Here is a 24,610-nt window from a genome sequence, read left to right as displayed (position 1 = left end):
ACCCTGCCGGGAATGACGGTTGGGTCGGTCAATTCTTTAATATATTCAATCCGGCATAAAGTTCGAGGGCTTCGGGATTGGCCAGTGCCTCCTTGTTGCGGACCGCGCGGCCATGCACGACCTCGCGCACCGCCAGCTCGACAATCTTCCCGGACTTGGTGCGCGGGATGTCGGCGACGGCGATGATTTTGGCCGGTACGTGGCGTGGTGTGGCGCCGCTTCTGATCCGGGATTTGATCGATTGGATGAGTTCCTCGGTCAAATCCTGACCCGGAGCCAGGCGCACGAACAACACGACGCGCACGTCGTCCTCCCACTCCTGGCCGATGCACAGAGCTTCGGCAATCTCAGCCATCTGCTCCACCTGGTTGTAGATCTCGGCCGTGCCGATGCGGACGCCGCCAGGGTTGAGGGTGGCGTCGGATCGGCCGTGGATGACGAGGCCGCCGTGCTCTGTCCATTCCGCGAAATCGCCATGGCACCAGACATTGTCGAAACGCTCGAAATAGGCGGCGCGATACTTGACGCGGCCTGGATCGTTCCAGAACATCACCGGCATTGATGGAAAAGCTTTCGTGCAGACAAGCTCGCCTTTTTCGCCGCGCACGGGCACACCCTCCTCATTCCACACATCGACCGCCAGCCCCAGACCCGGGCCCTGGATTTCGCCGCGCCACACCGGCTGCAGCGGATTGCCGAGCACGAAGCAGGAGACGATGTCGGTGCCGCCGGAAATCGACGCCAGCTGGACATCCGCCTTGATGCCCTCGTAGACGAAGGAAAAGCCCTCGGGCGACAAGGGCGAACCGGTGGAGGTGATGAGCCGCAGCTTCGACAGGTCGTGCGTCATTGCCGGCACCAGCCCGCTCTTGCGAACGGCGTCGAGATATTTCGCGGAGGTGCCGAAGATCGCGAATTGCTCTTCGGCGGCGTAGTCGAACAGGACATTGCCGTCTGGGGCAAAGGGTGAGCCGTCATAGAGGCAGAGCGTTGCCCCGGCGGCAAGGCCTGCCGTGAGCCAGTTCCACATCATCCAGCCGCAGGTGGTGAAATAGAAGACCCTGTCGCCGGGAACGACGCCGCAGTGCAGGCGGTGCTCCTTGACCAATTGAAGCAGCGTGCCGCCTGTGGAATGGACGATGCATTTCGGCACGCCCGTGGTGCCTGACGAGAACAGGATGAACAGCGGATGGGCAAAAGGCAGCGCCACATAATCCACCTCCCGCGGCGTGAACGGCGACAGGAAGGCCTCCCACGTCGTCGCCCCCGCAACCATCGCTGCGACGCCGGCCGCATCGCCTGCATAGCCGACAATCAGCGTCGGCACGCCGAGCCGTTTGGTGACGGCGCCAATCTTCCCGGCGATGTCCTGACGCTTGCCGTTGTACCAGTAGCTGTCGCAGGCGATGAAAAGCTTCGGCTCGATCTGGCCGAACCGATCCATGACGCCCTGCTCGCCAAAATCGGGGGAGCAGGAGGACCAGATGGCACCGATCGAAGCGGCGGCCAGCATGCAGGCGATGGTTTCAGGCACGTTCGGCATCATCGCCGCGATGCGATCGCCCTTGGCGATGCCCATCGCGCGGTAGGCCTGTTGCAGGCGCGACACCTCGTCCCTCAGTCGGTCCCAGGACCAGCGGTCTCTCACCTTGTCTTCGCCGCGAAAAATGAGCGCGTCGGAGGCCCCGCGTCTGCTCAGGAGGTTCTCGGCAAAGTTCAGCTCCGCCTCCGGGAAGAAGCGGGCTTCAAGCATATCGTCGCCATCGACCAGAGCCCGTGCACCGCGACTGCCCTTGACGCCACAGAAGTCCCAAACGGCGGTCCAGAAGTGCGCGCGCTCGGCGATTGACCAGGCCTGCAGCGTCGGAAAGTCGGAGAGCGAGACGCCATAGGCGCTGCTGCAATATTGCATGAAGGCAAACATCGGCGTCTGCAGGCGGTCGGCCTCCGACAGCTCCCACAAGGGACGTTCGTCCAGCATTCGGCTCCCCTTTTCATTCAAGATCGGCATTGCGCCTGTTAGTATAAAGATCGCGGGATGACACTGTGGTCCGGTTGCGACGTTTGCATATGCTCACCAATTCCTATATCCGCCAAACGCAGGCAAAATCATGCACAACTGTTCGAGAGTTTCTGTATCACCATGACGGCGTCAGGTAATAAAGGTTGGCGGCGTGCGCTGCATTCGACGAGACGCTGGTTGCCGTCGGTCGCGCGGACGGTGGGCATCACACTTCTGACACTCGTGATCATTTCCGTGGTGTTTCGCGCAACTGCGCCCTTCCTGATCTCCATCGGCATCGTCCGCACAGGCATAGAGGATGACATGTCGCGATGGACCGGGTACCGCGCGGAAATCCAGGGGGCACCCACCATCGACTTCTGGCCGACGCCACGCGTCACGCTCAACCAGGTGACGATCCGCGAGCGGAAGGCGGACGGCAAGGTGATCGGCCATGTCGAAAGCCTCTCCGCCGATTTTTCCCTGCTGGCCGCCCTGCGCGGACGGGCGGACTTCCACGAATTTCATTTTCTTCGGCCGGTCATCTACGTCAGGCGCGACGACACCGGGCTGATCGACTGGACCAATGCCGGACTGCTCGGCCGCGCCATCGATCGGATCGAAAAGTCGCCGATTGGCAGTCCTGTCATCAGTTCGTCGCAGGATGCCAAGATCGGCGGCGTCACGGTCGAAGACGGCACGGTCGAAATGACCGATGACAAAAGCGGCCGGTTGTTTCGCCTCGACGGCGTTAACGCCGACATCTCCTGGCCGCGGCTCTCCAAGCCGATGTCGGCCGTTTTGCTCGCGCGGCTGAACGGTCAGGATATCAAGGTCGACTTCTCCTCCGAGCAGCCGCTATTGCTTTTTGCCGGCAAGAACGTCCAGGCCAAGACCACCTTCTCGTCGCCTCTGATCCATGGCACGTTCACCGGCATCACCAACATTACCGATTATTCGGCGCTGGCCGGCAATCTCGATCTCGCAATTCCGGACATGCCGTCCTTCCTCAGTTGGAGCGGCGAGCGGCTGCCGGGCAGCGCGACGTTGAAAAACCTGTCCTTGAACGCCGATATCTCGACCGTTCGCGAGGGCATGCGCTTCAACAACCTGAACTTCGTGCTCAACGATGCGGCAGCGTCCGGTGTCATGGACTACGTCTACAGCGGCACCGAGAAGCCGAAGATTTCCGGCACCCTTGCCTTCGACACGATGAATCTCAATCCATTCCTGGCCGCCTTTTCCATGCGACTTGCGGCGAGCACGGCAATCGATACGCTGCTCTACGGCAACCCGCTGCAGCGGCTCGATCTGGACCTGAGGCTGTCGGCAAAGACGGCGGCGCTTGGGCCGTTCCAGTTCGACAATATCGGTGCAAGCTTGCTCGTGTCCGGCGGCAAGGCCAAGTTCGATATCGGCGACAGCGGCTTCGAGAGCGGCCGGCTGACTGCGCATCTGGAAGTCACCGAGCAGAACTTCAACGGCGGCGGCAAGCTGCAGATCTCGATCCGCGACGCCGACTTTGGCGGCCTGTTCACGCGTCTCAAGCTGCAAGGTCCGCTGCCGCTTGCCACCGGCTCGCTCGATCTGGCGCTGAGCACAGACCGGCCGATCTGGGCCGCCAACCTTGGCGATGTCGCAGGCAAGCTCCGCTTCTGGTCCAAGTCGGGCAGCTTCCGTCAGTTCAACGTCTCGACCTTTCGCGCGCTCGCGACCCAGAAAAATTTCTTCCGCATGAGCGACGTCGGCGATACGGCCTTCGACTTCAACAGCATCGAGCTGGATGCGAGCTTTGCCAAGGGGTCCGCCGAAGTCCAGAATGCGGAGATCGTCGGGCGGAACGAGAGCTTGAACCTGTCCGGGGTCGTCCCGTTTCGCAGCAATTCCCTGGCGCTCTCCGGTACCCTGAAGGCAACCGACCCGGCTAGCCAGGCGGATCTGCCGTCGCTGCCGTTCTTCATCGGCGGCACCTGGCCGGACGCGATCATTTCCCCGGCCACGCCGCTGCTGCAAAAAGCGCCGGCACCGTGATCAATGGGCGTTGGCGGCGTGCTCATCGCGCTGGCGCTGGATTTCCCGCCGCTTGGTGACAATCGAAGCGCAGATGACGCCGACGGTGACGATGGCGATCAGGATGGTGCAGACCGCGTTGATCTCCGGTGTCACGCCGAGACGCACCTGGCTGTAGATCTTCATCGGTAGCGTCGTCGCACCGGGGCCCGAAGTGAAGCTGGCGATGACGAGATCGTCGAGCGACAGGGTGAAAGCCAGGATCCAGCCTGAGAACACCGCCGGCGAGATGATCGGCAGGGTGATTTCGATGAAAGTTCTCAGTGGCGTGGCGCCGAGATCCAGCGCCGCCTCCTCGATCGACTGATCGAAGCTCACCAGCCGCGACTGCACGACGACGGCAACGAAGCACATGGTCAGCGTCGTATGGGCGAGCGTGATCGTCCAGAAACCGCGGTCGAAGCCGATGGCGACGAAGAGCAGCAGCAACGACAATCCGGTGATGACGTCGGGCATGACCAATGGTGCATAGACCATGCCGGAAAACAGCATGCGGCCGCGGAAGCGCGTGTAACGTACCAGCGAGAAGGCAGCGAGCGTGCCCAGAACAGTTGCCAGCGTCGCCGAAAGCAATCCGACCCGCACCGTCACCCAGGCCGCGTCGAGCAGCGCCTGATTTTGCATCAGCTGCACATACCACTTGAAGGAAAAGCCGGTCCAGATCGTCACCAGCTTCGACTCGTTGAAGGAGAAGACGACCAGCAGCACGATCGGCAGGTATAGAAAGGCAAAGCCGAGCATGACGGAAGCGACGTTGAAGCGGGACCATCTGACCATCGTCTATCTCCCCTGCTCGTCGGCTTTCGCCTGGATATTCTGGAAGAACATGATCGGCACGACAAGCAGCAGCAGCAGGATCGTTGCCACGGCCGACGACACCGGCCAGTCGCGGTTGGCGTTGAACTCGTTCCAAAGGGTCTTGCCGATCATCAGCGTCTGCGAGCCGCCCAGAAGATCGGGGATGACGAACTCGCCGACGGCCGGAATGAATACCAGCATGCAGCCGGCGATGACGCCCGGCAGCGACAGCGGAAAGGTCACCCTCCAGAAGGCGGTGATCGGCCGGCAGCCCAGATCCTGCGCCGCTTCGATCAGCGTATGGTCCAGCTTCTCCAGCGCCGAATAGAGCGGCAGGACCATGAATGGCAGATAGGAATAGACAATGCCGATATAGACGGCCGTGTTGGTGTTCAGGATGATCAGCGGCTCATGGATGATGCCGAGAGAAAGCAGCACCTGGTTGAGCAGGCCCTCCGGCTTGAGGATGGCAATCCAAGCATAGACGCGGATGAGGAAGCTCGTCCAGAACGGCAGGATCACCAGCATCAGCAGCGTCGGGCGGATCGAACGCGGTGCCTGCGCCATGCCGTAGGCGAGCGGATAGGCAATCAGCAGCGTCAGCAGGGTCGAGATGGCCGCGATGGTGACGCTCGAGACATAGGCCTTAAAATAGAGCGGGTCACCGGTCAGCCATATGTAGTTGTCGAAGGACAGCTGCCTGACATTGTCGATGAAGCCGCTGAGGCCATCCGAGGTCGAAAACACCGGGGTATAGGGCGGCATTGCCGTTGCCGAGGTCGACAGCGACATGCGGAAAACGATGAAGAACGGCGCCAGGAAGAATATCAGCAGCCACAGATAGGGGATGATGATGACGAGGCGACGGTAGAGGGCCGAACCGATCGTTCCCATGGTCTCAATCCTTCAACAGCACGCCGGCATTTTCATCGAAGGAGACCCAGACCTCCTGGTCGTAGCCGAACGGATCCTCGACGGCACGCACCGCGTTCAGCGACGAGGCCTTGACGACCTGGCCGCCCTGCAGCTTGACATGGAACACCGTCATGTCGCCGAGATAGGCAATGTCCCAGATCTCACCCTTTGCCGCATTCACCGTGACGTCGGCGGGAGGGTTGCGGGTGACCCGCAGCTTTTCCGGACGAATGGCAAAGCCGGCGCGGCTACCGACCGTACGGGTATCGCCGGTCGCGGTGCGCAGCGTGAAGGCATTGTCGACTGATATCTCTACCTGGCCCGGCGGTGTCGCCGCGACGTTGCCGTCCAGAATATTGACGTCGCCGATAAAGCCGGCGACGAAGCGCGAGTTCGGTGCCTCGTAGATTTCGGCGGGGGTCGCCACCTGCGCCACCTTGCCATGGCTCATCACCGCGATCCGGTCGGCCATCGTCATGGCCTCCTCTTGGTCGTGGGTGACGACGACGAAGGTAAGCCCGAGGCTCTGCTGCAGATCCATCAGCTCGAACTGGGTCTCTTCGCGCAGCTTCTTGTCGAGCGCACCGAGCGGTTCGTCGAGCAGCAGCACTTTCGGCTGCTTGGCAAGCGACCGGGCCAAGGCGACGCGTTGACGCTGGCCACCGGACAATTGGTTTGGCTTGCGGCTGGCAAACTGCTCGAGCTTGACCAGCTTCAGCATCTGGGTGACCCGCTCGCCGATCTCCGCCTTGCTCATGCCGTCCTGGCGCAAGCCGAAGGCGATGTTCTTCTCGACAGTCAGATGCGGGAAAAGAGCGTAGGATTGGAACATCATGTTGACCGGCCGGCGATAGGGCGGCGTGCCGGCCAGATCCTGGCCGTCGAGGATGATCTCGCCTGAGGTCGGCTGCTCGAAGCCGGCGAGCATGCGCAGCAGGGTCGACTTGCCGCAACCCGAGGCACCGAGCAACGCGAAGAATTCGCGATGGTAGATGTCGAGCGAAAGATTGTCGACGGCGGTGAAATCGCCGAACCTCTTGGTGACGTTGCGGACAGAAATGAATGGCTTTGCCGTGGGATCCGTCCAGGGCGCAAAAGAACGACGGATATTGCCGAGAGACTTCATCAGGGATCCCCGAATAGCGCGTGCGGTGGCGTCACATGAAAAGGCCCGGATCGAATGGTCCGGGCCGATGTTTTTTTACTGGCCGGTGACGACCGTCGTCCAGAGCCGTGTCACGGTTTTCTGGATCTTGTTGTCGTAGGGCGTCGTGGTGAAGAGCTTCTTCATCATGTCATCCGGTGGATAGATGACCGGATCGGACATGATCTCCTTGTCGACGAAGGCCTGCGAGGCCTTGTTGCCATTGGCATAGAAGACGAAGTTGGTAGCCTTGGCGATCACTTCCGGCTTCATCAGGTAGTTGATGAATTCATGCGCTTCGGCCACATGCGGTGCATCCTTCGGGATCGCCATCATGTCGAACCACATCTGCGCGCCCTGCGAAGGAATGGAGTAGCCGATCTTGACGTTGTTCTTGGCTTCCTCGGCACGACTGCGGGCCTGGAAGATGTCGCCGGAATAGCCAAGCACGAGGCAGATGTCGCCCTGGGCGAGGGCGCTGATGTAGTTGGACGAATCGAACTTGCGGATAAAGGGGCGAACCGCGGTGAGGACATCCTGCGCCCTTTTGAGATCGGCTGGATTGCGGCTGTCGGGGTCGAGGCCCAGATAGGCGAGCACCGACGGCAGAACGTCGGAGGGCGAATCCAGCATGTAGATGCCGCAATCCTTGAACTTGGCGGCGATTTCCGGCTTCAACAGGACATCCCAGCTCGGCCGCTCGTCGGTTCCGAGGATCTCCTTCATCTTGTCGATGTTGTAGCCGATGCCGGTGGTGCCCCACATGTAGTCGACGGCGTAGTCGTTGCCCGGATCGTATTTCTGGGCGCGATCGGTGATCTCGGACCACATGTTCGACAGGTTCGGGATCTTCGACTTGTCGAGCTTCTGGTAGACACCGGCCGCGATCTGACGCTGCAGGAAGGTCGCCGTCGGCACAACGACGTCATAACCGGTGCCGCCCGCCAAAAGCTTGGCTTCCAGCGTCTCGTTGGAATCATAGACGTCATAGACGACCTTGATGCCGGTTTCCTTGGTGAAATCGGTCAGGATGGAATTGTCGATGTAATCCGACCAGTTATAGACATTCACGACGCGATCTGCGGCATGAGCCGAGGCAACCAGGCCCGCCACCGCAAAAGCGGTCGCAGCCAGGCGTGCGATAATGGCTTTCATCTTTTCTCCTGTTCCGTTCAAGAGCACCGCGCGGCGCCCAACCCTCTGTTTTTCATGCCAGCCTAGAAAGGATTTCGGATGGCCACAAGAGGAAACGGTCAGCTGGGCTGAGCTTTTTCGCATTGCACCCGTGAAGCGTCGCATTTCCGGCAGAGCCTGCCCTTCGCCTTCCCCCGCTGCCTCGAGACCTTGCCACTTCTCCGTCCCCGCAGACGGCCTTTGAGAGAGCGCCACAATAAAAAGGACCGGGGCGAAACCCCGGTCCTGATGCAATGGTCACATCTGAAGTGCGCTTACGCCGCCCGCGAGTAGCCGCGGCCAGAATCCGCGTCGATCTTGAACTGCTGGATCAGGCTCATCAGCGCATCGGCCTCCGTTGCCAATTCGCGGCTGGCGGCGGTCGTCTCCTCGACCATGGCGGCGTTTTGCTGGGTCATCTGGTCCATCTGGTTGACGGTCGAGTTGACCTCCTGCAATGCGTTCGACTGGTCGTGGCTGGCACGGGCAATCATTTCGACATGCTGGCTGATGGTGACAATCTGGGTGCTGATATGCGCCAGCACCGTGCCGGTCTGCTGTACGAACTCGGAGCCGGAACTGACTTCGGTGGTCGACTTGTTGATCAGCGCCTTGATCTCCTGGGCGGCGGCGGCAGACCGCTGCGCCAGTTCTCGGACTTCCATGGCGACAACGGCAAATCCCTTGCCGGCCTCCCCTGCCCGCGCGGCCTCGATGCCTGCGTTGAGGGCAAGAAGGTTTGTCTGGAAGGCGATTTCGTCGATGACGCCGATGATCTGCTCGATCTTCCGGGAGGCATCTTCGATACGGCTCATCGCGTCTATGGCATTGTTGACGACCACGGACGAGTCGTCGGCGCTGCGCTTGGCTTCGCGGACGATGACATCAGCATCCTTGGCGCGCTCGGCCGACGAGCGCACGGTGACGGTGATCTCCTCGACGGCAGCGGCTGTCTCTTCCAGAGAGGCTGCCTGCTGTTCGGTACGCTTCGACAGGTCCTCGGCGGAGGCGGCCATCTGGTTGCCGTTGTTCTGGATCATCTCGACATTGTCGCGGACCTGGCTGAGGGTCTGCTGCAGGCGGGCCATCGACGAGTTGAAGTCCTGGCGCAACTGCTCGAGCCGGCCGACGAACGGCGTTTCGATGGTCGAGGAGATATCGCCCTGGGCGAGCCGGCCGAGACCGCTGGCAAGGGCGGTGACGGCAAAGTCGATCTGGCGGTCGAGTTCGCGCTTCTCGGCGTCATTGCGCTGGCGCTCGTGGTCGGCGGCAGCCCGCTCTTCGTCGCTCTGCTCCTCGATGCGGATCTTGGCGATGGCATTTTCCTTGAAGATGCCAAGGGCCCGGGCGATGTCGCCGATCTCGTCGGGGCGCTGCTCGCCTGAAATGGCGGTTTCCAGCCTGCCCTCGGCGATCCGGCGCATGGCGGCGGTGATCTGGCCGATGGGCCGCTGCAGCGTCAGCACCAGAGCGATACCACCGGCGATCGACAGGATGATGCCGAGTGCCGTAGCGAGGACGGAGATGGAGTTGGCCTGCTCGCGCTCGGCGCCGGCGCTCTGCTTCTGCGTTTGGGCGAAGGCGGTCAGCTGGCCCCAGATCTGATCGAGCTGCTGACGGGCGTCAGCATATTCGACGACGCTCTGGCTGAGGGTCTCGACGAGCTTGCCGCCGTCGCTATCCATCGACGTGACCACCGGTGCGATGGCGGTGTCTATGTCAGCAGCGAAATCCATGCCTTTGGCGCTCTGGTCGAGCGTGTTCATGTCGGTGCCGAGCTTGGCGAGTTCCTGGCGGAGGCGGACGAGATTGTCCTTGGTGGTTCCAGCGAGGAATTCGCCGAGCACGAGTTGCAGCGAATAGATCGATGCCTCGAGATGACGGATGTCCTCGAGAACGGAATTGGTCTGAGCGATGCGGGTGTCGATCTCGACAAAGGTTGTCGTTGCCTTGCGCATCATCTGGGTCGCGGCCAGCTGGGTGTAGGTCGACATCTGTCGGAAACGCGACAGGAGACGGCCGACATCGGTCACCGTCTGGTCCGTGGCGCTGGCTGGATCGATGCCGTTAACGAGCGTCGTCAGGTCCTTGATCGTGCCGGCGAGCGAGGTCACCATGCTCTTCTGGTTCTGCGGGATGGCGAGTTCGATCGAGCGCTGCGCCTTGGCGATATCGGGCAGGCGATCCTTGACGCCCTTGATCTTGTCAGCAGGCGTCGCACCCTTGCTGAACTCGTCGGTCACGCTGACCAGGGCATCGCCACCCCTCAGAAGGCGATCGGCGGAGCGGAGCGTCGAGGTCGCATCGGCTTCGTCGCTGCGCATCGCATCCTGCAACTGCTGCGCCTGGAAATTGACGTTGAAGCGCGTTCCGATCAGGACGCGCTTGGCATCGTCGATGGATTGGCGAACAGCCAGTTCCTGCTCATGCAGGGTCCAGAGCTTGCCGACGACGTTGGAAATCTCGGCTGTCTTGGCGGTGGCGTCGGCAATCTCCTCGTGGCCCTCGGCGCCTTCGCCGACCTGGGCGAGCGTCGCTGCGAGAACCGCCTGCTGCGAACGAATGTCGGCATACAGCTTGTCGCGCGCCTGCTCGCTGGTGATGCGCAGGAAATCGTCCATCGAGCCATAGAGATTCTTGAAGCCCGTCAGCGATTGCAACACACTGTTGGAAATTTCCATCCGCCCCTGCAGCAGGCCCGAGGCATAGAGGCCGGTCAGCCCAACGGCCGAGATGCTGATGACGAAGGGCAGAACAAATATCAGAACCTTTGTCTTAATCTTGAAGCGGGATAGAACTTTATCAATCAACATTCGGGCTTTGCCTCCCAGCACACAGCCGCTCCGTCCGCGCAGCAGGCGCCGACTGGGTGTGTCACTCGCATTCTGGATAACAAGCAGGGTCCCACACCAAGGCGGGCGGCAATCATTGCGTCGTTTCCGGTGGACAGGAAAACGCCCCTCAATTGAACGAATTGTGACGATAATCTGTTAATATTCGGATAAAGGCTTTTGGTGCGCTCAGGTCGAAATGCTGCGGACCAAACAGGTAAAACGCCGCGGTTCGCATCGAGAATGAAGTCGACGGAGGACTTCGCAGATGCGCCGACAGATTACGGGATTAGTCCCGTATATTAGATCGCGCGGAAGGCCATGAAGGCAATACACGCGGCCGTCGCGCCCGTGGCAAGCATAGCCAGGCGGATCGCCATAAGCTTGGCGCTATCCTGAGTTTCGGCGATGGCGATGGCGCGCGCGCGACGCGATGTCTTATTCATGAGCACATATCCCATTTCGACACTGACACGATAACCGCTAATTTGCCCGGCCGGCAACCCAAAATATGGGCTGAGCCTAAAACATCGGTATGGTGGCATAATGAGGCACGGCCGTTAACAAGTCTTGAATCTCTTGTTCAGCTAATAAAACCTAGGCGTTTTCCCCGGCAACGTGGCCCGAGGCCCAGGCCCACTGGAAATTGTAGCCGCCGAGCCAGCCGGTCACATCGACGCATTCGCCGATGAAATAGAGCCCTGGCACCGCCTTTGCCTCCATCGTCCGGGAATCCAGCGCTTTGGTATCGACGCCGCCGAGCGTCACCTCGGCCGTGCGATAGCCTTCCGATCCGGCCGGTTTGATCTTCCACGCCTGGACGGCGCCTGCCAGCCGCTGCAGTTGCTTGTCGGCCTGGTCGGCCAGATTTCCCGTGAACCCTTCAGCCTCCGCGACATACTGCGCCAGGCGCTTCGGCAGGAATTCGGCAAGGGCCGTCTGCGCGGCGATCCGCCCGTTCGCCTGCTTGGCGGCCTTCAGCCTCGAAAGCACGTCGATGTCGGGCTCGATGGCAATGGTTATCTCTTCGCCCTCGCGCCAGTAGGAGGAGATCTGCAGCACGGCGGGGCCGCTGATGCCACGATGGGTGAAGAGCAGCGCCTCGCGAAAGCCGGTCTTGCCGCTTCGGATTTCCGCCGGCGCGGCGATGCCGGCCAGGGGCGCGAGCCGCTCCAGCAGCGCTGGATCGAGTGTCAGCGGCACTAGGCCGGGTCGAGTTTCGACCAGCGGCAGACCGAACTGCTCGGCGATGCGATAGGCGAAACCGGTGGCGCCCATTTTCGGGATCGATTTGCCACCGGTGGCGATGACCAGCGACGCCGCCTCTATCGTGTCCTCGTCGGTCGAGATGCGAAAGCCGGCCGCAGTTGCAGCGACGGAGGAGACGCTGGTCTTCAGCTTCAAGGTGACGCCCGCCGCCAGCATCTCCTCCATCAGCATCCGGACGATGTCCTTGGCGCTTTCATCGCAGAACAGCTGACCGAGTGTCTTCTCATGCCATTGGATACAATGGCGATCGACCATGGCGACGAAGTCCTGCGGCGTGAACCGCGCCAGCGCCGACTTGGCGAAATGTGGGTTGGCAGAGAGGAAGTTCTTCGGCGCGGTATGGATATTGGTGAAATTGCAGCGGCCGCCGCCCGAAATGCGGATCTTTTCGCCGGGAGCGGCTGCATGGTCGAGAACGATGACGGAGCGGCCCCGCTGGCCGGCGCGGATCGCGCACATCATGCCGGCAGCGCCCGCGCCGATAATGACGACATCACATTTCCGATCCACTTTCCCATCCTTCCTGCGTGCCGGTTCTACCGAAGAACCGGCATCTAACTTGCCATTTGCTGAAAACACGGCAGGTTGTCACTCGCCAATTAGCAAACTGCCGTTATGATGTCGCCAGTTCAATGCAAACCCGGTGTTTCATGCCATCCAAAAAGAGCCTGCTTAAACCCGCCAAAGCCGTGTCGAAAGCCGCAACAGTTCCGCCGAGCCTGCGCTCGGCGCGCGGCGTGTCCGATTGGAAGGAAGCAATCCAGTGGCTGCGGGTGCGGGGCATCGAGGATATCGAGTGCATCACCCCCGACCTTGCCGGCGTGCCACGCGGCAAGATGATGCCGGCCTCGAAGTTCACCTCCAACACGTCGCTGGCCCTGCCCTCGGCGATCTACCGCCACACCATCTCGGGCGAATATCCGGAAGAAACCGAAAGCTTCCGCTATGAGCCGCGCGACAGCGACCTGAAGCTGGTGCCCGATCTTTCGACGCTTTCGGTGGTTCCCTGGGAAACCGATCCGACGGCGCAGGTCATCTGCGACATCGTCGATTCCGCAGGCAATCAGGTCGACTATACGCCACGCAATCTGCTGAAGCGGGTCATGGCGCTGTACAAGGCGCGCGGCTGGAAGCCGGTGGTTGCGCCCGAAATCGAGTTTTATCTGGTCGCCAAGAACGATGACCCCGACTATCCGCTGCATCCGCCGAAAGGCCGCTCGGGCCGTACCATCCTCGGCGGCCAGGGATATTCGATCGCCGGCATCAACGAATTCGACGAACTGATCGACGACATCTACCATTTCTCGGAAAAGCAGGGGCTCGAGATCGACACGCTGATCCACGAGGAAGGCCCGGCTCAGCTCGAAATCAACCTGCGCCACGGCGATCCCATCGAACTGGCCGACCAGGTGTTCATGTTCAAGCGCACCATTCGCGAGGCGGCGCTGAAGCACGACATCTATGCCACCTTCATGGCCAAGCCGATGCAGGCCCAGCCTGGCTCTGCCATGCATATCCACCAGTCGATCGTCAGTGAAAAAACCGGACGCAACGTCTTCTCCAACGAAGACGGCTCGCCGTCGCAGGAGTTTTTCCACTTTATCGGCGGCATGCAGAAATACGTGCCGAGCGCGCTGTCGATGCTGGCGCCCTACGTGAATTCCTACCGCCGGCTGATGCCGAACATGTCCTGCCCGGTCAACAATGCCTGGGGCTACGACAACCGCACCACGGCCTTCCGTGTGCCGGTCTCCGACCCGCAGGCGCGCCGCGTCGAGAACCGGCTGCCGAGTTCGGATGCTAATCCTTATCTGGCTCTCGCAGCTTCTCTCGCCTCAGGCCTGCTTGGCATCACCCGCCAGATCGAGCCGACCGCGCCGACCGAGGATTCGGCCAACGAGGGCTCGATCGACCTGCCGCGCGGGTTGCTCGAGGCGATCGCGCTGCTGGAAAACGAACCTGCTTTCGAGGAAGTCTTCGGCAGCGAGTTCATCGGCCTCTACTGCGGCGTCAAGCGCGGCGAGTTCGAGACCTTCATGCAGGTGATCAGCCCGTGGGAACGCGAATTCCTCCTTCTCAACGTCTGAGGAGAGCGTCCGATGACTCTATCCGAAACATGGCAGAGCCCCATCGCTCCCGGTCTTTCCTGGTATCAGGCGACGGCAGGCGAGCGGCCGGTCTATCCGAGCCTCGACGGCTCGCGGAGCGCCGACGTCGCCATCATCGGCGGCGGCTATACCGGATTGCAGGCCGCCTATAACCTGGCCAAGGGCGGCGTTAGCGTCGTGCTGATCGAGGCGGAGCGGTTCGGCGACGGCGCTTCCGGGCGCAACGGCGGCCAACTCGGCACCGGCCAGCGCTGGTGGCCGGAAGAGCTGGAGGAAACGCTGGGTTACGAGCGGTCGAAGGCGCTGTTCGACCTTGCCGAGCGGGCCAAGCACAATCTCCTCGACTTCGCCGCTGCCAACGGCATCGAGATCGACTACATGCCGGGGCAGATGAACGTCGCCCACAAGCGAGCCTACCGGAAATCCTATATCGCCAATGCCGAGGTCGCCGCCAGCCGCTACGACTATCCACACTTGCGCTTCATGGACGAGGAAGAGACGCGGGAACGGATGGGATCGAACCGCTTCTTCTTCGGCGTGCGCGACACCGGCACCGGCCACATACATCCGCTGAAGCTGCTGATCGGGCTTGCCCGCGTGGCGCAGGCGGCGGGGGCAATGATCTTCGAAATGACAAGGGCCACGGCGATCCGCCAGTCCGGCGGCAAGACGCTGATCGACACCGCTGCCGGCACGATCACCGCCGACCGCGTATTGATCGCCTGCAACGGCTATATCGGCAACCTTGAACCGGTCACCTCGGGCCATGTCATGCCGCTGCGCTCATTCATCGGCGCGACCGTGCCGCTCGACAAGTTCCCCACGATCCTGCCTGGCGGCGAGGCTGTGGCCGATTCGCGCTTCGTGGTGCGCTATTTCCGTAAGTCAAAGGACGGGCGGCTGCTGTTCGGCGGGCGCGAGGCCTACACAGCGGACAATCCGCGCGACATCAAGCAGCATATCGGCCGGCAGATCGCCGAGGTCTATCCGGCGCTGAAGGACATCGAGATCAGCCATGCCTGGGGCGGCTCGGTCGGCATCACCATGACGCGGCAGCCCTTCGTACGCGAAGTCATGCCTGGCGTCACCTCGATCGGCGGCTATTCCGGCCATGGCGTTATGCTGGCCAACTATTGCGGCAAGCTCTACGCCGACATGGTGCTCGGCGGCTCCACCGATCTCGATCTTTTCCGGGGGCTGGATATCCCCGCCTTCCCCGGAGGAGGCCGGCTACGGGCACCGCTGCTGTTCCTCGCACTTACCTGGTTCGCGCTGCGGGACAGGTTCTGACCAATAGCGGTTTGCGCCCGTCGCAATTCGTTTTACAAGCAAGGTAGAAATTCACCGCAACGCACACTGGCCTTTTTAAATCGATTAGATTAAAAAGACCCCACCCAAGTCTGATTGAGAGATACCTCATGAGCAGCCAAATCATCCCCGTTGATCCCTTTGACTATGTCGTATTTGGCGGCAGTGGCGACCTTGCGGAGCGCAAGCTCCTGCCGGCTCTGTACCACCGCCAGATCGAAGGCCAGTTCACCGAGCCGACCCGCATCATCGGCGCATCGCGCAGCGCGCTGTCCGACGAGGAATACCGCAACTTCGCGCAGGCGGCCCTCAAGGAGCACCTGAAGAAGGGCGAGTACAAGGACGAGGAAGTCGCAAAGTTCCTCGCCCGGCTGTTCTACGTTCCCGTCGACGCAAGGTCCGATGCCGGCTGGGACAAGCTGAAGAAGCTGCTCGACGACGGCAAAGACCGCGTTCGCGCCTTCTACCTCGCCGTCGCGCCGGCCATTTTCGGCGATATCTCGGAAAAGATCCGCGATCACAAACTCATCACCAAGCAGACGCGCATCGTCGTCGAAAAGCCGATCGGCCGCGATCTCGCCTCGGCGCTCGAACTCAACGACACGATCGGCAAGGTCTTCAAGGAAGAGCAGATCTTCCGCATCGACCATTACCTCGGCAAGGAAACCGTCCAGAACCTGATGGCGCTGCGTTTCGCCAACGCGCTCTATGAGCCCTTGTGGAACGCCAACCACATCGACCACGTGCAGATCACCGTTGCCGAATCCGTCGGCCTCGAAGGTCGTGCCGGTTACTACGACACGGCTGGCGCGCTCCGCGACATGGTCCAGAACCATATCATGCAGCTCGTCTGCCTGGTGGCGATGGAAATTCCGTCGTCGATGGACCAGGAAGCGGTGCGCGACGAGAAGCTGAAGGTGCTGCGCGCCCTGAAGCCGATCGACGCTTCGAATGTCGAGCAGGCAACCGTGCGCGGCCAGTATCGCGCCGGCGCCTCGGCGGGCGGCCCGGTCAAGGGCTACCTCGACGAACTGGAAGGCGGCGTTTCCAACACCGAGACCTTCGTCGCCATCAAGGCCGAGATCGGCAACTGGCGCTGGGCCGGCGTTCCCTTCTACATCCGCACCGGCAAGCGTCTTGCCGGCCGCATGTCGGAAATCATCATCACCTTCAAGTCGCTGCCGCACGTCATCTTCGACGCCGCAGCTGGCCGCGTTCAGCAGAACCAGCTGATCATCCGCCTGCAGCCTGACGAGGGCGTCAAGCAGTCGCTGATGATCAAGGATCCGGGTCCGGGCGGCATGCGCCTGCGCAACGTCTCGCTCGACATGAGCTTTGCCAACGCTTTCCACGTGCGCAGCGCCGATGCCTATGAGCGGCTGCTGATGGACGTCATCCGCAACAACCAGACCCTGTTCATGCGCCGCGACGAAGTCGAAGCCGCATGGAAATGGGTCGACCCGATCCTCAAGGGCTGGGAAACCACGGGCCAGCAGGTTCAGGGCTATACGTCCGGCACCTGGGGCCCGAGCCAGTCCATCGCGCTGATCGAGCGGGATGGTCGCACCTGGCACGACGAAATCTGAGGCAGCGGCGATGACAGCAAACATGCATGCTTTTGAAAGTGGCGCGGCACTGGCCGCCGGTCTGGCGGACAAGGTTGCCGAAACGCTCGTCGCGGCCATCGCCGCGCGCGGCACGGCGAATTTCGCCGTGTCTGGCGGCTCCACGCCAAAGGCCTTCTTCGAAGCGCTGTCATCGCGCGACCTCGACTGGAGCAAGGTGACGATCACCCTGGTCGACGAACGGTTCGTGCCGTCGGACAACCCGCGCTCGAACCATCTGCTGGTCAAGCAGCACCTGCTGAAGAATAACGCGGCGGCAGCCAAGTTCCTGCCGCTGTACCAGCCGGCCGAAGACGCGGAAAAATCCGCCGTCATCGCGACTTCCGAGACCAAGGGCATCGACAACCCGTTCGATATTGCCATCCTCGGCATGGGCGGTGATGGCCACACGGCCTCCTTCTTCCCCGGCGGCAGCAATCTCGCCAAGGCGCTCGATCCCGCAACACCGCGCGGCATCATCACCATGGAAGCCGAGGGTGCCGGCGAACCGCGCCTGACATTCACCTTCTCCAGCCTGCAGGATGCTCGCCTTCTGGTGCTGCACATCGAGGGTGAGAGCAAGAAGGACGTTTTAGCCAAGGCCCAATCGGCCGGCGAAGAGACGGAGATGCCGATCCGCGCCATTCTGCGCCGGGCCACGTCTCCGGTCGAGATATACTGGGCTCCCTGACCGGAGCCCAAGGGCCGCGCACGCGCCGCCACGAAAAATACGGCAACCGATAGAAGACAGGGGTTCCTCATGTCCGCTGACGCACGCATATCCGCGATTACCGCCCGCATCGTCGAACGCTCGAAGGCGAGCCGCGAACGCTATCTCGGTCGTCTGCGCAGCGTCGGCAGCAAGGGCGCCCAGCGCAGCGCGCTCGGTTGCGCCAACCTCGCCCATGGCTTTGCTGTCTGTTCCCCCTCGGAGAAGGATGCACTGGCGGCGGACCAGGTCGTCAATCTCGGGATCATTACCTCCTATAACGACATGCTTTCGGCCCACCAGCCGTTCGAGCGCTATCCCGACATCATCAGGGCTGCTGCCAACGAGGCCGGCGGTATTGCCCAGGTGGCGGGCGGCGTGCCGGCCATGTGCGATGGCGTCACGCAAGGCCAACCCGGCATGGAGCTCTCGCTGTTCTCGCGCGACCTGATCGCCATGTCCGCAGCCGTCGGCCTGTCGCACAACATGTTCGACACCTCGGTCTATCTGGGGGTCTGCGACAAGATCGTGCCGGGCCTGTTCATTGCCGCCATGAGCTTCGGCCATCTGCCGGCGATCTTCATTCCGGCCGGACCGATGACCTCGGGCCTGCCGAACGACGAGAAATCGCGCGTCCGCCAGCTGTTTGCCGAAGGCAAAGTCGGCCGTCCGGAACTGCTGGAGGCGGAATCGAAGTCCTATCACGGGCCCGGCACCTGCACCTTCTACGGCACCGCAAACTCCAACCAGATGCTGATGGAGATCATGGGCCTGCACATGCCCGGCGCCTCCTTCGTCAACCCCGGCACGCCGCTGCGCGAGGCGCTCACCCGCGAGGCCACCAAGCGGGCGCTGGCGATCACAGCACTCGGCAACGAATACACGCCCGCCGGCGAGATGATCGACGAGCGGTCGATCGTCAACGGCGTCGTCGGCCTGCATGCGACGGGCGGATCGACCAACCATACCATGCACCTGGTGGCAATGGCGCGGGCCGCTGGCATCATGCTGACCTGGCAGGATATCTCCGAGCTCTCCGACGCCGTGCCGCTGCTCGCGCGCGTCTATCCGAACGGTCAGGCCGACGTGAACCATTTCCACGCCGCCGGTGGCATGGGCTTCCTCATCAAGCAGCTTTTGAAGAACGGCCTTGTGCACGACGACGTGCGCACCGTCTTCGGCCACGGGCTCGAGGCCTACACCGTCGATGCCATGCTAGACGGCAACGGAGCCGTCGTCCGTCAGGCATCGTCTGACAAGAGCGCCGATCCGAAAGTTCTGGCCAGCATCGAAACACCGTTCCAGGGTAACGGCGGGCTGAAGATGCTGCGCGGCAATCTCGGAAAGGCCGTCATCAAGATCTCCGCCGTCAAGTTGGAGCGCCATATTATCGAAGCGCCGGCGGTAATCTTCCACGACCAAAAGGAACTGCAGGAAGCCTTCAAAGAGGGCAAGCTCAACCGCGATTTCGTCGCCGTCGTGCGCTTCCAGGGACCGAAGGCCAACGGCATGCCGGAGTTGCACAAGCTGACCCCGGCGCTGGGCGTCCTGCAGGACCGCGGTTTCCGCGTGGCGTTGCTTACCGATGGGCGCATGTCCGGCGCCTCGGGCAAGATCCCGGCGGCAATCCACGTGACGCCCGAGGCCGTCGATGGAGGCCCGATTGCCCGCATCCGGGAAGGCGACATGATCCGTATCGATGCCATCGCCGGAACGCTCGAACTGATGGTCGATGCTGCCGATCTGGCCGAACGCACACCCGTCATGATCGACCTGTCGGAAAACGAATTCGGCATGGGCCGCGAGCTCTTCGCTCCCTTCCGCCGTGCCGCCGGTCCGGCCGACCAGGGCGCCGGCGTGTTTTCGTAAATCCGTCGCCCGGTTGCTGATCTGCCTCGCGCCACGCATGCCGGACAATGAAGGTCAGCAACCTCCTCTTTGGCTCGCCGTCTAACGACTAAACGTCCGAGGACGAACGGGGCAGACCGTGAAGATGCAGGTAGCCGCTGCGGCCGCGCAATTCGTGGAACCCGAAGGCTGCAAAGCCTCCGAGAAGATCTGAGCGTCCCTCGGAGACGACTTTTTCCGCGACCTGCGCCGTGATCAGGATGGCGGCATCGAGGCAGCGACATTTGCCTTCCAGCCGGCTGGCGATGTTGACCGTATCCCCGAAAACGGCGAGTTCTCCGTGCCTGCTGCCACCGACGGGCGCAATGATGACACTTCCAGAGTGCACCCCGATCGCAACGCGGATTGCGCTTTCACTGTGCCGACCTGAGCTGGCGTTCCATTGCGCAACCTTCTCCGTCATGGCTACTCCGCAACGGACAGCGTTCGCCGCGTCGCGGCTTCCGAAGCTCGATCCATCGAAGCGAGCCATCAGTCCATCGCCAAGATATTTTTCGATTGTCCCACCACAGGCCAGGACCTGCTCGCTGAGAAGGCGCAGCAAATCCTGCAGGACGGTCCTAACGGTCGGTGGATCGTTTTCTGCACAGAAGGCGGTGAAGCCGATCATATCGACAAACAGGATGGTTGCAGGCTGGTAGGTGTTGGCGTCGGCGCGGAGTGCAGGTAGCTGCGGCTGCGTCCCCTGCCGAGCGGCAGCCTGCGCACTATTTCGGGTCATCGGCTGCTTCCTCACCTTTTGTCCTGCCCTCGCTCAGCGGCAGACAGCCTGCGGATATTGGATTGCTGCTATCCCACCAGGCGATAGGATGGCAGCAATCGGCTTTGGTCGGGCTTCAATGGATCGGCGGCGGCGGGATCACGATGCCGAAACGCGCAGCCACCTCGATTATCCTAGGAATGTCCGGTGCCGCCATTTCAGGAAATGTGGTGCTTCCGAACTCGAGCCGCTCACCCACCGCCTTGAAAAACTCCTCGTGGAGATCCCCCGGGAAGTTGATAAGCAGCATCTTCGAATTCGTCGGCGCATTGTTGCGAAACAGGTGAAGCTGGCCTGGTGGGACGTGAACGAAGTCGCCGGGGCCACACAGGGTGACGTTGCCGCCAACGCTAATCTCGTACTGTCCATCGAGAACGAGAAAAGCTTCCTGGTCCGTCTGGGTATGGGGCGGCGCACCTGCGCCCGGCGCTGTCGTCACCTCGATCACCGTAAAATTCCGCCCGGTGTCGGCGTAGCGTGCGCGAAACGTCAGGATATTTCCAAGAAAATGAATTGTCAGGGGGTCACGAGCATCGACGTGATTTGTCGAAACATCTGCGGTCATTAGGCTTGCGTCCTTTTCTGTTTATGATAAATTGAAATCGTCATGAGACACTTATCTCGTAATTGGATGAACATGGACAGTCAAGCGAAAAGTTTTGAGCGGGTCAACCAGAAGAGGAGAACGCGTTCCGAACTGCTGCGGGCCACGCGGGAGCTCATCGAGGGCGGCAATCAAAATCCGTCTGTTGGCGAGGTGGCCGACAAGGCGCAGATCTCACGCGCGACGGCGTACCGTTACTTTTCAGCCTCCGAGGAACTGATCCGCGAGGCTGTGCTTGACGGGGTCGCAGGGGTGATCGAGGTGCCGCTTGCCAGGGATGGCGATGGCCCTGAGGCCGCGGCGGAAAGGCTCGACCGGCTAGTGACGCAGATCTTCGATATGGTCGTGGCAAACGAGAGCGTTTTTCGGGCGCTGCTTGCCAGTTCGGCGACCGGGCAGTCGAACGCGCGTCGTGGTGGACGTCGTCTCACATGGCTCCGGGCCGCCCTCGCACCCTTGACGGACAGCATGCCGCCCAAAGATCTCGACCGCTTGGTCAATGCGCTGTCGCTGGTCACAGGTATCGAGGCCTTGGTGGTGACGCAGGATATCTGCGAGCTGGATAATGGCGCCGCTGCCGATCTCCTTCGATGGACTGCGAAATCCCTGCTCGCCGGCGCCCTTGCCGAAAGTGCGCGATAGGAGATTGGCCCTGTCTTCGCAGAATGATGCGGGTGGGTCGCCGCCAGGCAGCCGCCGAGGCGGGCGTCTTCCCGTGCAATTGACCCTTCTGACCGGAGCTCTTATAGGGGTCTCGTTGCGATACGGCGCGCTGCCGGGACCATCGAGCCTTATCCAAGGCGCAGCTCCGGGGTTATGTCGCTGCCTTTGCGCGTCGTTCAACGAGGGAGAGACGACATTATCAAGATCATGGTTTTGCTGCACAGTGCCGAAGGCATGAACTGGCAGTCTCCCCCGAAGGGCACAAGTCTCAAAACGCTGAAGGAAGCCGAGGAGCAGGGTTTCATCCTGATCCGTGGCGAATTTCAGAAACGCGAATTTCGTTTGACCGAGCGCGGCTTCGATCATGTCGAACACGACAGGCGGCGCCTGGCAGCGCGCAGGCTCTGAAGACGGACCGCGGGCCGATGCGGTCTGCGGTGCCCGGACGGCATCGACGTCTCTGATGCAACATCTGCCGTACCGACACGCGCAAACCGGAGGGATCGTCATGGCGCATGTAATCTTTCTGCACGGAGCTTCGAGCAGCGGCAAATCCACCCTTGCGAAAGCCTTGCAGGCACGCATCGAGGAGCCCTTCTGGCACGTCTCAATCGATCATCTGCGCGACGCGGGCGTGCTTCCCACGAGCCGGTTCAAGAGCGGCGATTTTCGCTGGTCGGACTCGCGGGCCGCGTTTTTCGAAGGCTTCCATACTTCCCTGAAAGCCTATGCGGACGCCGGGAACAACCTCATTCTCGAGCACATCCTCGACAACGACGGCTGGCTGCCGACACTCCGCGGACTTCTCGCGGGGCATGACGTTTTCTTCGCCGCGGTGCATTGCCCTCTCCCACTTCTCATTGAACGGGAAAGTGCGCGTGGTGACAGACCGTTGGGCAGCGCCAAGCGGGATTTCGAGACCATACACGTCGGAAAGACCTACGACATCACGTTGCAATCGACGGCGGAAACGGAGGCGAATGTCGACTCTTTGCTGCACGCCTGGCGAAGCGGTATCCGCGACTCAAGCTTCACACGCACCTAGGCTGGCGAAAAAATCGCCAGTCGCTATCTAGGCAGGAACTTTGAGCGCCTCACTGCGCAAGGCATCCTGTCTAACCTCGCCCTACCCCCTGATATCCAGGACGTGGTTCCGGTGGGCCGGGTGGGTGCTGTAGACGAAGATCTTGTTCATTTCCTTCTCCGTCAGCAGCGACAGGAAGCGTACTTCGATCGTGTTGTTGGGGAAGACCTTCATCAGCACGCAGCCAACCTTCTTGATGCGCGCGTCGGGAATGTCGAGGTAGAATTGCTTGGGCAGGTTATATTGCGTCAGGATGGCCAGTATCGCGCCGCTCATCGAGATCTTGACGATATCGCAGCGGCGCGAGGCCAGGTTCATCACGCCCTTTTCGGTGTACTCGATCCGCGCCGCATTCATCGTGTCCTGCATCTTGTAGCGACCTTCGCGGTCGTACATGAAGGATTCTTCCTTGTTCAGGAAATGGGACGGCTGGTTCGGCACGGAAGCTGCCATGATCGTGGGCCCTTAAATGATTTTGCACCCGAGAAACTAGCAGCCGATCTTTAACAGATTGTTCAATGCGTGAAGCTTGCGCCGCATAAGTTGCGCTGACGGCGCCGCTTTTCTCACCGACGGTAAGTTCGTCCCCCGCTGTCGAACAGATGCAGCTTGTCCCGGTCCGCCACGAAGCGCATCTTCTGGCCACGCTCGATCGGTGCGATGCCCGGGAGTTTGGCCACGATCGGCTCGCCGTCGACCAGGCCCTCGATGTAAAGCAGCGTCACCTCGCCCAGGGCCTCGACGATCGCGACCTCCCCCTCGAACAGATAGTCGTTGCCCTCTGCGAGCCTGAGGTCTTCCGGCCGTACGCCGAAGCTTGCCGTGGCGCCCTTTTCCGACGCGGGGGTTGCGATATCGAGCGTAACCGACTTGCCGCCGGTCAGCGTTACCACCGTCTGCGCCCCGGCCTCGGCAATCGTTGCCGGGATGATATTCATGGCGGGCGAGCCGATGAACTTGGCGACGAACAGGTTGGCGGGACGCTCATAGAGCTCCAGCGGCGGGCCGACCTGCTCGATGCGGCCGGCCGACAGCACGACGATGCGGTCGGCAAGCGTCATCGCTTCCACCTGGTCGTGGGTGACGTAGATCATCGTCGTATCCGGCATGGAGTCGTTCAGCCGGGCGATCTCGATGCGGGTGGCGACGCGCAGGGCCGCGTCGAGGTTCGACAGCGGCTCGTCGAACAGGAAGACTTTCGGATTGCGGCAGATGGCGCGGCCGATAGCGACGCGCTGGCGCTGGCCGCCGGAAAGCGCCTTCGGCAGCCGGTCGAGATATTGCGTCAGTTGCAGCTTGTCGGCCGCAGCCCTGACGCGGCGATCGATCTCCTGCTTGCTTTCGTGCGCGATGCGCATGCCGAACGCCATGTTGTCGTAGACGGTCATATGCGGATAGAGCGCATAGGACTGGAACACCATGGCGATGCCGCGCCGCGAGGGCGGCACCTCGTTGACCACCCGCCCGTCGATGATCATCTCGCCGCCGGTGATGCTCTCCAGCCCGGCGATCATCCTCAGCAACGTCGACTTGCCGCAACCGGACGGGCCGACGAAGACGATGAACTCCCCGTGCTCGATCTCAAGATCGATACCATGCAGCACATTCACTGCGCCGTAGGATTTCCGGATATCCTTCAGAACCAGTCCCGTCATCGCAA

Annotated in this window: 21 protein-coding genes; 9 read left to right on the top strand and 12 right to left on the bottom strand. The window is 61.6% G+C overall.

The features are described 5' to 3' along the window. Positions 1 to 28: 28 nt before the first annotated feature. The gene (locus tag VH564_RS00925) at positions 29 to 1,981 is read right to left on the bottom strand and encodes an acetoacetate--CoA ligase (protein WP_423337958.1); all 1,953 of its coding nucleotides are present in this window, start codon (positions 1,979 to 1,981) and stop codon (positions 29 to 31) included. A gap of 162 nt (positions 1,982 to 2,143) precedes the next feature. Between VH564_RS00925 and VH564_RS00920 the strand changes: the two genes are divergently transcribed. Continuing rightward, positions 2,144 to 4,033, top strand: a complete 1,890-nt coding sequence (locus VH564_RS00920) for an AsmA family protein (protein ID WP_423337957.1) — start codon at positions 2,144 to 2,146, stop codon at positions 4,031 to 4,033. On the opposite strand, the gene VH564_RS00915 is transcribed toward VH564_RS00920, so the two are convergent. The 7 genes from VH564_RS00915 to VH564_RS00885 form a co-directional block, all read right to left on the bottom strand. Beyond that, positions 4,034 to 4,849, bottom strand: coding sequence for an ABC transporter permease (locus VH564_RS00915; RefSeq protein WP_423337956.1), 816 nt, complete (start codon positions 4,847 to 4,849; stop codon positions 4,034 to 4,036). 3 nt (positions 4,850 to 4,852) lie between these two features. Continuing rightward, entirely contained in the window at positions 4,853 to 5,764 is a 912-nt protein-coding gene (locus VH564_RS00910) for an ABC transporter permease subunit (RefSeq protein ID WP_423337955.1), read from the bottom strand. A 4-nt stretch (positions 5,765 to 5,768) separates the two neighbouring features. Then, positions 5,769 to 6,911 carry an ABC transporter ATP-binding protein gene (locus tag VH564_RS00905; protein ID WP_423337954.1) on the bottom strand — a complete coding sequence of 381 codons (1,143 nt, stop codon included), beginning with the start codon at positions 6,909 to 6,911 and terminating at the stop codon, positions 5,769 to 5,771. A gap of 75 nt (positions 6,912 to 6,986) precedes the next feature. Then, positions 6,987 to 8,084 (bottom strand): polyamine ABC transporter substrate-binding protein, encoded by a 1,098-nt coding sequence (locus VH564_RS00900; protein WP_423337953.1) that lies wholly within the window; start codon positions 8,082 to 8,084, stop codon positions 6,987 to 6,989. Between the two features lie 293 nt (positions 8,085 to 8,377). Further along, on the bottom strand, positions 8,378 to 10,915 hold the full coding sequence (locus VH564_RS00895) for a methyl-accepting chemotaxis protein (RefSeq protein ID WP_423337952.1): 2,538 nt from the start codon (positions 10,913 to 10,915) through the stop codon (positions 8,378 to 8,380). 320 nt (positions 10,916 to 11,235) lie between these two features. After that, a complete protein-coding gene (locus VH564_RS00890; RefSeq protein ID WP_423337951.1) occupies positions 11,236 to 11,379 on the bottom strand; it encodes a hypothetical protein in 144 nt (47 codons plus the stop codon). A 151-nt stretch (positions 11,380 to 11,530) separates the two neighbouring features. After that, positions 11,531 to 12,712, bottom strand: coding sequence for an NAD(P)/FAD-dependent oxidoreductase (locus VH564_RS00885; protein ID WP_423337950.1), 1,182 nt, complete (start codon positions 12,710 to 12,712; stop codon positions 11,531 to 11,533). Between the two features lie 140 nt (positions 12,713 to 12,852). Here VH564_RS00885 and VH564_RS00880 point away from each other — a divergent pair, with 140 nt between their 5' ends. From VH564_RS00880 to edd, 5 genes are all read left to right on the top strand, one after another. Beyond that, the gene (locus VH564_RS00880) at positions 12,853 to 14,289 is read left to right on the top strand and encodes a glutamine synthetase family protein (protein WP_423337949.1); all 1,437 of its coding nucleotides are present in this window, start codon (positions 12,853 to 12,855) and stop codon (positions 14,287 to 14,289) included. 12 nt (positions 14,290 to 14,301) lie between these two features. Then, positions 14,302 to 15,600, top strand: coding sequence for an NAD(P)/FAD-dependent oxidoreductase (locus VH564_RS00875; protein ID WP_423337948.1), 1,299 nt, complete (start codon positions 14,302 to 14,304; stop codon positions 15,598 to 15,600). A gap of 128 nt (positions 15,601 to 15,728) precedes the next feature. Continuing rightward, complete coding sequence (gene zwf / locus VH564_RS00870; protein WP_423337947.1) at positions 15,729 to 17,204, top strand: glucose-6-phosphate dehydrogenase; 1,476 nt, start codon at positions 15,729 to 15,731, stop codon at positions 17,202 to 17,204. 10 nt (positions 17,205 to 17,214) lie between these two features. Next, entirely contained in the window at positions 17,215 to 17,913 is a 699-nt protein-coding gene (gene pgl / locus VH564_RS00865) for a 6-phosphogluconolactonase (RefSeq protein ID WP_423337946.1), read from the top strand. A gap of 69 nt (positions 17,914 to 17,982) precedes the next feature. Then, positions 17,983 to 19,800 carry a phosphogluconate dehydratase gene (edd, locus tag VH564_RS00860; RefSeq protein ID WP_423337945.1) on the top strand — a complete coding sequence of 606 codons (1,818 nt, stop codon included), beginning with the start codon at positions 17,983 to 17,985 and terminating at the stop codon, positions 19,798 to 19,800. A gap of 88 nt (positions 19,801 to 19,888) precedes the next feature. On the opposite strand, the gene VH564_RS00855 is transcribed toward edd, so the two are convergent. Both VH564_RS00855 and VH564_RS00850 read right to left on the bottom strand, forming a co-directional pair. After that, positions 19,889 to 20,560: an adenylate/guanylate cyclase domain-containing protein gene (locus VH564_RS00855; protein ID WP_423337944.1), complete on the bottom strand. Its 672-nt coding sequence runs from the start codon at positions 20,558 to 20,560 to the stop codon at positions 19,889 to 19,891. A gap of 115 nt (positions 20,561 to 20,675) precedes the next feature. Beyond that, positions 20,676 to 21,164, bottom strand: coding sequence for a cupin domain-containing protein (locus VH564_RS00850; protein ID WP_423337943.1), 489 nt, complete (start codon positions 21,162 to 21,164; stop codon positions 20,676 to 20,678). 72 nt (positions 21,165 to 21,236) lie between these two features. Here VH564_RS00850 and VH564_RS00845 point away from each other — a divergent pair, with 72 nt between their 5' ends. From VH564_RS00845 to VH564_RS00835, 3 genes are all read left to right on the top strand, one after another. After that, entirely contained in the window at positions 21,237 to 21,845 is a 609-nt protein-coding gene (locus VH564_RS00845) for a TetR/AcrR family transcriptional regulator (RefSeq protein WP_423337942.1), read from the top strand. 228 nt (positions 21,846 to 22,073) lie between these two features. After that, complete coding sequence (locus VH564_RS00840; protein WP_423337941.1) at positions 22,074 to 22,274, top strand: hypothetical protein; 201 nt, start codon at positions 22,074 to 22,076, stop codon at positions 22,272 to 22,274. A gap of 100 nt (positions 22,275 to 22,374) precedes the next feature. Continuing rightward, the gene (locus VH564_RS00835) at positions 22,375 to 22,911 is read left to right on the top strand and encodes a chloramphenicol phosphotransferase CPT family protein (protein WP_423337940.1); all 537 of its coding nucleotides are present in this window, start codon (positions 22,375 to 22,377) and stop codon (positions 22,909 to 22,911) included. A gap of 81 nt (positions 22,912 to 22,992) precedes the next feature. On the opposite strand, the gene VH564_RS00830 is transcribed toward VH564_RS00835, so the two are convergent. After that, the gene (locus VH564_RS00830) at positions 22,993 to 23,403 is read right to left on the bottom strand and encodes a hypothetical protein (protein WP_423337939.1); all 411 of its coding nucleotides are present in this window, start codon (positions 23,401 to 23,403) and stop codon (positions 22,993 to 22,995) included. Positions 23,404 to 23,516: 113 nt separating this feature from the next. Then, positions 23,517 to 24,605 (bottom strand): ABC transporter ATP-binding protein, encoded by a 1,089-nt coding sequence (locus tag VH564_RS00825; RefSeq protein ID WP_423337938.1) that lies wholly within the window; start codon positions 24,603 to 24,605, stop codon positions 23,517 to 23,519. Positions 24,606 to 24,610 lie beyond the last annotated feature (5 nt).

The organism is Rhizobium sp. HT1-10 (assembly GCF_049472505.1).
Taxonomy (GTDB): domain Bacteria; phylum Pseudomonadota; class Alphaproteobacteria; order Rhizobiales; family Rhizobiaceae; genus Rhizobium.
This window is presented reverse-complemented; position numbering and strand designations above follow the sequence as displayed.